Raw genomic sequence first — 3,513 nt, forward strand, 5'->3', positions numbered from 1 at the left:
GGCAGCATGGGTTCCAGGATGGAAGGCGGGAAAGTATGCTTTTGGTTCAGAAGAAAGATCGCCTTTAGTTACCAGCTGGGCGGTCGCGATTGATTTGATTACTAGCGCAGCTTTGGTTGTGTGCGGTCAAACGCACTCAAGTAGCCGAATAGGCGGTAGTGCCAATATCAAGTCTTTCTCTTTCTGGATCAAATCAAGCGCGAGAAGGGCGTTTGGTGAATGCCTTGGCAGCAAGAGGCGATGAAAGACGTGATACTCTGCGATAAGCCATGGGGAGCTGAGAATAAGCTTTGATCCATGGATCTCTGAATGGGGCAACCCACCTGAAAGCTTCATATTGTTATCTTTGATACTCAATATGGGGTTTAAACAGGTACTTAAGACCTGAATACATAGGGTTTTAAGGGCAAACCCGGGGAACTGAAACATCTAAGTACCCGGAGGAAAGGAAATCAATTGATACTCCCCTAGTAGCGGCGAGCGAACGGGGACCAGCCGAGCCGGATAAGTGAGAAGAACATGTTGGGAAGCATGGCCATAGCGGGTGACAGCCCCGTATTCGAAGCTTTGACGGACGTATTAAGTAGGGCGGAACACGTGAAATTCTGTCTGAAGATCGGAGGACCACCTTCGAAGGCTAAGTACTCCTTGCTGACCGATAGCGAACCAGTACCGTGAGGGAAAGGTGAAAAGCACCCCGACGAGGGGAGTGAAACAGTACCTGAAACCGAACGCCTACAATCAGTCGGAGGCTCCTAGCGAGCTGACGGCGTACCTTTTGTATAATGGGTCATCGACTTGGTCTCACGAGCAAGCTTAAGCCGTTAGGTGTAGGCGTAGCGAAAGCGAGTCTTAATAGGGCGTATGAGTTCGTGGGATCAGACCCGAAACCGAGTGATCTAGGCATGGCCAGGTTGAAGGTGCGGTAACACGCACTGGAGGACCGAACCCACATCCGTTGAAAAGGATCGGGATGAGCTGTGCCTAGGGGTGAAAGGCCAATCAAACTCGGAGATAGCTGGTTCTCTGCGAAATCTATTTAGGTAGAGCGTCATCCGAATACCCCGGGGGGTAGAGCACTGGATGGGTAATGGGGCCCCACAGGCTTACTGATCCTAACCAAACTCCGAATACCCGGGAGTACTAGATGGCAGACACACTGCGGATGCTAACGTCCGTAGTGGAGAGGGAAACAACCCTGACCTACAGCTAAGGCCCCCAATTCATGGCTAAGTGGGAAAGCAGGTGGGACGACCAAAACAACCAGGAGGTTGGCTTAGAAGCAGCCATCCTTTAAAGATAGCGTAACAGCTCACTGGTCTAAACAAGTTGTCCTGCGGCGAAGATGTAACGGGGCTCAAGCCATGAGCCGAAGCTTAGGATGCCGTAAGGCATGGTAGCAGAGCGTAGTGTGACATAGATCCATGCCTCCTTGATCCCTTCGGGGATATTGGAGGCGAGGATCTTTCGATGAAGCCGGCCTGTGAGGGATCCGGTGGAGAGATCACTAGTGAGAATGATGACATGAGTAGCGACAAAGAGTGTGAGAGACACTCTCGCCGAAAGTCCAAGGGTTCCTGCTTAAAGCTAATCTGAGCAGGGTAAGCCGGCCCCTAAGCCGAGGCCGAAAGGCGTAGGCGATGGGAACCAGGTTAATATTCCTGGGCCAGGAGGATGTGACGGATCACAGGTGTAGTTCAATCTTATCGGATTGATTGGGCTGCTGAGTGGTTCCTGGAAATAGCCCTCCATCAGACCGTACCCTAAACCGACACAGGTGGACTGGTAGAGCATACCAAGGCGCTTGAGAGAACGATGTTGAAGGAACTCGGCAAAATACCTCCGTAAGTTCGCGAGAAGGAGGCCCGGTTCCTAGGCAACTAGGGGCTGGGGGCACAAACCAGGGGGTGGCGACTGTTTATTAAAAACACAGGGCTCTGCGAAGTCGCAAGACGACGTATAGGGTCTGACGCCTGCCCGGTGCCTGAAGGTTAAAAGGAGAGGTGAGAGCCTTGAATTGAAGCCCAGGTAAACGGCGGCCGTAACTATAACGGTCCTAAGGTAGCGAAATTCCTTGTCGGGTAAGTTCCGACCTGCACGAATGGCGTAACGACTTCCCCGCTGTCTCCAACATCGACTCAGCGAAATTGAATTGCCTGTCAAGATGCAGGCTTCCCGCGGTTAGACGGAAAGACCCCGTGCACCTTTACTACAGCTTCGCACTGGCATCAGGACTGCAATGTGCAGGATAGGTGGTAGGCTTCGAAGCAGGGACGCCAGTTCCTGTGGAGCCTCCCTTGAGATACCACCCTTTGCATTCTTGATGTCTAACCGCGGTCCGTTATCCGGATCCGGGACCCTGCGTGGCGGGTAGTTTGACTGGGGCGGTCGCCTCCTAAAGCGTAACGGAGGCGCGCGAAGGTTGGCTCAGAGCGGTCGGAAATCGCTCGTTGAGTGCAATGGCAGAAGCCAGCCTGACTGCGAGACTGACAAGTCGAGCAGAGTCGAAAGACGGCCATAGTGATCCGGTGGTCCCGAGTGGAAGGGCCATCGCTCAACGGATAAAAGGTACGCCGGGGATAACAGGCTGATACTGCCCAAGAGTCCATATCGACGGCAGTGTTTGGCACCTCGATGTCGGCTCATCTCATCCTGGGGCTGGAGCAGGTCCCAAGGGTACGGCTGTTCGCCGTTTAAAGAGGTACGTGAGCTGGGTTTAGAACGTCGTGAGACAGTTCGGTCCCTATCTGCCGTGGGTGTAGGAGACTTGAGAGGAGTTGCCCCTAGTACGAGAGGACCGGGGTGAACGATCCACTGGTGGACCTGTTGTCGTGCCAACGGCAGTGCAGGGTAGCTATGATCGGACAGGATAACCGCTGAAGGCATCTAAGCGGGAAGCCCCCCTCAAAACAAGGTCTCCCTGAGGGCCGTGGAAGACCACCACGTCAATAGGCCGGAGATGTAAGCGCAGCAATGCGTTCAGTTGACCGGTACTAATCGCCCGATAGGCTTGATTTGATCCAGTAACAGAAAGACAAATCACCAGAAGCATACACTGACCTTGACTAAGGATAGCGTCGTGACAATCCGCAAAGCGGATTGCACGGGGTTGATTGATTATACAACCGAGTGGCAACGCGCCTTTTGCAAGCAAAAGACGCTGTCTGCCACCCGTCGCTTTCTTGCTCCGCAAGAAAGCGACGTGGGGATTTTCCTCGGTTTGGTGGTCATAGCGCAAGTGAAACACCCGGTCCCATCCCGAACCCGGAAGTTAAGCACTGCAGCGCCAATGGTACTTGGGCTCAAGCCCCGGGAGAGTAGGTCACCGCCAAACCTAGAAAAATCCCCCCTCTCTAAAACGATCAAAAAACACGACCAGGTCTCAATCAGCCAAATAGGCAACAGACCAACCCAAAGTGTCGCGGGATGGAGCAGCCCGGTAGCTCGTCAGGCTCATAACCTGAAGGTCGCAGGTTCAAATCCTGCTCCCGCAACCAAATCCACAAAATCAAA

General features: G+C 53.4%; 1 tRNA gene and 2 rRNA genes. All 3 read left to right on the forward strand.

The annotated features are described in order from the left end of the window. The first annotated feature begins 191 nt into the window (after nucleotides 1–191). The 3 genes from ACR0BA_RS18415 (at nucleotide 192) to ACR0BA_RS18425 (ending at nucleotide 3,497) form a co-directional block, all read left to right on the forward strand. Nucleotides 192–3,018 (forward strand): 23S ribosomal RNA (locus ACR0BA_RS18415). 201 nt (nucleotides 3,019–3,219) lie between these two features. Further along, nucleotides 3,220–3,334, forward strand: a 5S ribosomal RNA gene (rrf, locus tag ACR0BA_RS18420). An 86-nt stretch (nucleotides 3,335–3,420) separates the two neighbouring features. After that, nucleotides 3,421–3,497, forward strand: a tRNA-Met gene (locus ACR0BA_RS18425). Nucleotides 3,498–3,513: the final 16 nt, after the last annotated feature.

The organism is Ruegeria sp. CI5 (assembly GCF_056536885.1).